We start from the raw sequence: 2,104 nt of genomic DNA on the forward strand, positions 1-2,104 counted from the left end.
CCCACTTGGAGCGGGCTTCCTTGGACTGGTTGATCGGGGAAACGACGATCGCGCCGTCTTCCATGGAAACGCTGACTTCGTCATTGGCGACGAAGAACAGTTCGCCCTTCGGGCCCTTGGCTGTGATCTTCTGGCCGTCCACCGACGCAGTCACACCCTTGGGAACCTGAACGGGCTTTTTACCGATACGAGACATTTGTTTTACCTGTCTGTTTCGCTAGGAGGATCTACTCAAGCCTTAGAAGACCGAGCAGAGAACCTCGCCACCAACATTCTGTTCGCGCGCCTGGTGATCAGCCATCACACCCTTGGGGGTGGAAAGGATCGTGATACCCAGACCATTTGCGACCTGCGGAATGGACTTGACCGAGACATAGACCCGGCGGCCCGGCTTGGAAACGCGGGCGATCTCACGGATCACGGACGCGTTCTCGTAATATTTCAGCTCGATTTCGATCTCGGACTTGCCGTTCTCGAATTCGGTCTGGGTGTAGCCGCGGATGTAGCCTTCGGCCTGCAGCACGTCCAGAACGTGGGCGCGCAGCTTGGAAGCCGGCGTCGTCACGGAGGACTTGCGGCGCGAGGCGCCGTTGCGGATACGGGTGAGCATATCGCCCAGGGGATCAGACATTGCCATTGGACGCCTCCTTACCAGCTCGACTTGACGACGCCCGGCACCTTGCCGGTGTTGCCGAGATCACGCAGCGCGATACGGGACATGCCCAGCTTGCGGTAATACGCACGCGGACGGCCGGATACTTCGCAGCGGTTGCGGATACGCGTCTTGGAGCCGTCGCGGGGCATTTCCGCCAGCTTCAGGGAAGCGCGGAACCGCTCTTCGATCGGCAGTTCCTGGTTCTTGATGATCGCCTTCAGCGCGGCACGCTTCTCTGCGTCCCGGGCGACCGTCTTGCGGCGGCGCTTGTTCTTTTCGACTGCGCTTACTTTCGCCATGTCGTTTTCCTTTTCTACGCTCGTCGTTACGGTTATTTGCGGAACGGGAAGTTGAACGCTGTCAGGAGCGCCCGCGCTTCGTCGTCCGTGTTCGCCGTCGTGCAAACGATGATGTCCATGCCCCACATCTGATCGACCTTGTCATATTCGATCTCGGGGAACACGATGTGCTCTTTGATGCCCATGGCGAAGTTGCCACGGCCGTCAAAGCTCTTCGGATTGAGGCCGCGGAAGTCGCGAACGCGCGGCAGCGCGATGTTCACCAGGCGGTCAACGAATTCATACATGCGGTCGCCGCGCAGCGTCACCTTGGCGCCGATCGGCATGCCTTCGCGGACCTTGAAGCCGGCGATGGAGTTGCGCGCATGGGTGATCACGGCCTTCTGGCCGGCGATCGCCGAGAGGTCGGCTGCGGCATTGGTCGGCTTCTTCGAATCACCGACAGCCTCGCCGACGCCCATGTTGATCACGACCTTGTCGAGGCGCGGGATCATCATCGGGTTGGCGTAGGAAAAGCTCTCCTGCAGCTCAGCACGGATCTTTTCGTTGAAAACCGTCTTCAGGCGCGGCTCATACTTTGCTTCAGCCATCGATCACTTCTCCCGAACGCTTTGCATAGCGGACCTTCTTCTCACCCTCGACCTTGAAGCCGACCCGCGTCGGCTTGCCGTCCTTCGGATCGGCGATCGCGAGGTTCGAAAGGTGAACCGGCGCTTCCTTGGTGATGATGCCGGCTTCGGTGGTCTGCGTCTGCCGCTGGTGGCGACGCACGACATTGATGCCCGAAACGACGGCGCGGTCTTCCTTCGGGAAAACCTGTACGACTTCACCGGTGCGGCCCTTGTCCTTGCCGGCGATCACGACGACCTTGTCGCCCTTTTTGATTCTCTGCATGTTCCGCGCTCCCTTACAGAACTTCCGGAGCCAGGGAGATGATCTTCATATGGCTCTTGCCACGCAGCTCGCGCGGAACCGGCCCGAAGATACGCGTACCAATCGGCTCTTTGTTGTTGTTGATCAGAACGGCAGCATTGCTGTCGAAGCGGATGACGGAGCCGTCAGCGCGGCGGATGTCCTTTGCCGTGCGAACGACAACGGCCTTCATCACATCGCCCTTCTTGACGCGTCCGCGCGGAACAGCCTCTTTCAC

At 60.0% G+C, this 2,104-nt stretch carries 6 protein-coding genes; all 6 read right to left on the minus strand.

All coding sequences use genetic code 11. The features are described from left to right. Nucleotides 1-196: 50S ribosomal protein L6 (gene rplF / locus AC5DC2_RS23370; RefSeq protein ID WP_491700214.1), on the minus strand; the 196-nt coding region annotated here is incomplete at its 3' end. 42 nt (nucleotides 197-238) lie between these two features. Further along, nucleotides 239-637 carry a 30S ribosomal protein S8 gene (rpsH, locus tag AC5DC2_RS23375; protein WP_024708095.1) on the minus strand — a complete coding sequence of 133 codons (399 nt, stop codon included), beginning with the start codon at nucleotides 635-637 and terminating at the stop codon, nucleotides 239-241. Between the two features lie 11 nt (nucleotides 638-648). Then, on the minus strand, nucleotides 649-954 hold the full coding sequence (gene rpsN / locus AC5DC2_RS23380) for a 30S ribosomal protein S14 (RefSeq protein WP_024708096.1): 306 nt from the start codon (nucleotides 952-954) through the stop codon (nucleotides 649-651). Nucleotides 955-986: 32 nt separating this feature from the next. Continuing rightward, on the minus strand, nucleotides 987-1,544 hold the full coding sequence (rplE, locus tag AC5DC2_RS23385; protein WP_024708097.1) for a 50S ribosomal protein L5: 558 nt from the start codon (nucleotides 1,542-1,544) through the stop codon (nucleotides 987-989). Further along, complete coding sequence (gene rplX / locus AC5DC2_RS23390) at nucleotides 1,537-1,848, minus strand: 50S ribosomal protein L24 (RefSeq protein ID WP_024708098.1); 312 nt, start codon at nucleotides 1,846-1,848, stop codon at nucleotides 1,537-1,539. The genes rplE and rplX overlap by 8 nt, the downstream gene beginning before the upstream one ends. Before the next feature lie 13 nt (nucleotides 1,849-1,861). Continuing rightward, a partial coding sequence (rplN, locus tag AC5DC2_RS23395) for a 50S ribosomal protein L14 (protein WP_491700215.1) occupies nucleotides 1,862-2,104 on the minus strand: 243 nt, incomplete at its 5' end.

This window comes from Martelella sp. (assembly GCF_984369615.1).

Excerpts from the sequence above, each read along its gene's own strand:
- rpsN (WP_024708096.1), bottom strand. The coding sequence starts at position 954 with ATGGCGAAAGTAAGCGCAGTCGAAAAGAACAAGCGCCGCCGCAAGACG.
- rplE (WP_024708097.1), bottom strand. The coding sequence starts at position 1,544 with ATGGCTGAAGCAAAGTATGAGCCGCGCCTGAAGACGGTTTTCAACGAA.
- rplX (WP_024708098.1), bottom strand. The coding sequence starts at position 1,848 with ATGCAGAGAATCAAAAAGGGCGACAAGGTCGTCGTGATCGCCGGCAAG.
- rpsH (WP_024708095.1), bottom strand. The coding sequence starts at position 637 with ATGGCAATGTCTGATCCCCTGGGCGATATGCTCACCCGTATCCGCAAC.